The following is a 1,150-nucleotide window of genomic DNA, read 5'->3' as shown; positions in this document are numbered from 1 at the left end:
ACCGAATCTGGATATTTTCCCGCCCAGCGCTCCATCGCAGCTGGCGATCTACAGCCAGAACGCATCCAGCGCCTTGCTCAATTGGGCAGCCTCCACGGATAACAAAGGGGTGGTTGGCTACGACATTTACAACGGCTCCGCCTGGATCGGAACGAGCGCCTCGACCAGCTTCACCGTAACCGGGCTTGCGCCAAATACCGTGCACCTCCTAACCGTCAAAGCCAGAGATGCTGCCGGCCATGTGTCGGCTCCAAGCAACGCCGTTCAGGTGTATATAGACGCGCAGGCGCCTTCCGCTCCAACCGGGCTGACCATTGCCAGCCACACGCTGTCCACCGCGCAGCTGGCCTGGACGGCTTCGACGGACAATGTGGGCGTCGTCGGCTACGACATCTTTCACGGCACAGCCTGGGTTGGAGCAAGCACAACCACGGCCTTCACCGTCACCGGGCTGCAGACCGACCTTCCGTATTCCTTCACGGTCAAAGCCAGAGACAGCGCAGGCAATGTGTCCTCCGCCAGCAATGCCGCAGCGCTGCTCATTCCCGGCGACACGCAGCCGCCCTCTGTTCCTGCGAATGTGGCGGTAACGGCCAAAACAGCAGCAAGCGTGACGTTGTCCTGGACGGCTNCAAAACAGCAGCAAGCGTGACGTTGTCCTGGACGGCTTCCACAGATAACAAAGGCGTGACCGGCTACGATATTTACCAAGGCGCGACACGGATCGGAAGCAGTACAACGACCAGCTATACGGCCGGCGGCTTGACGCCGAATATCACGTACAGCTTCAAGATCGTGGCCCGCGATGCGGCTGGCAATGCTTCCGCAGCTAGCGCCGTGTTCTCGGTAATGATCGACACGACCCTTCCCTCTACACCGGCCGGACTCGGCATCACAAGCAAGACCTCCGACCAGGTCGGCCTGACCTGGAAGCCGTCTACGGATAACGTCGGCGTCGCTTCGTACCAGCTTTATCAGGGAGCGGTCCTGCTTGGAAGCGCGGCGACAACAAGCCATACCCTCACCGGCATCCAGCCTAATACGCTGTACACGATCACGGTCCGGGCGAAGGATACTGACGGCAACCTGTCGCTGCCCAGCCAGCCGGTGTACTATTTCCTCGGCAACTACAGCTCCGTCTATGATGTCC

At 60.3% G+C, this 1,150-nt stretch carries 2 protein-coding genes; both read left to right on the top strand.

What is annotated here, in order from left to right; genetic code table 11:
• Positions 1-73: 73 nt before the first annotated feature.
• On the top strand, positions 74-652 hold the full coding sequence (locus tag AC6ROY_RS25395; RefSeq protein ID WP_500103344.1) for a fibronectin type III domain-containing protein: 579 nt from the start codon (positions 74-76) through the stop codon (positions 650-652).
• 2 nt (positions 653-654) lie between these two features.
• A partial coding sequence (locus tag AC6ROY_RS25390; protein ID WP_500103343.1) for a fibronectin type III domain-containing protein occupies positions 655-1,150 on the top strand: 496 nt, incomplete at its 3' end.

This window comes from Paenibacillus sp. sg306046, assembly GCF_059821225.1.
The sequence above is the reverse complement of the archived record's forward strand: the minus strand, read 5'-3'. Positions and strand labels throughout refer to the sequence as shown.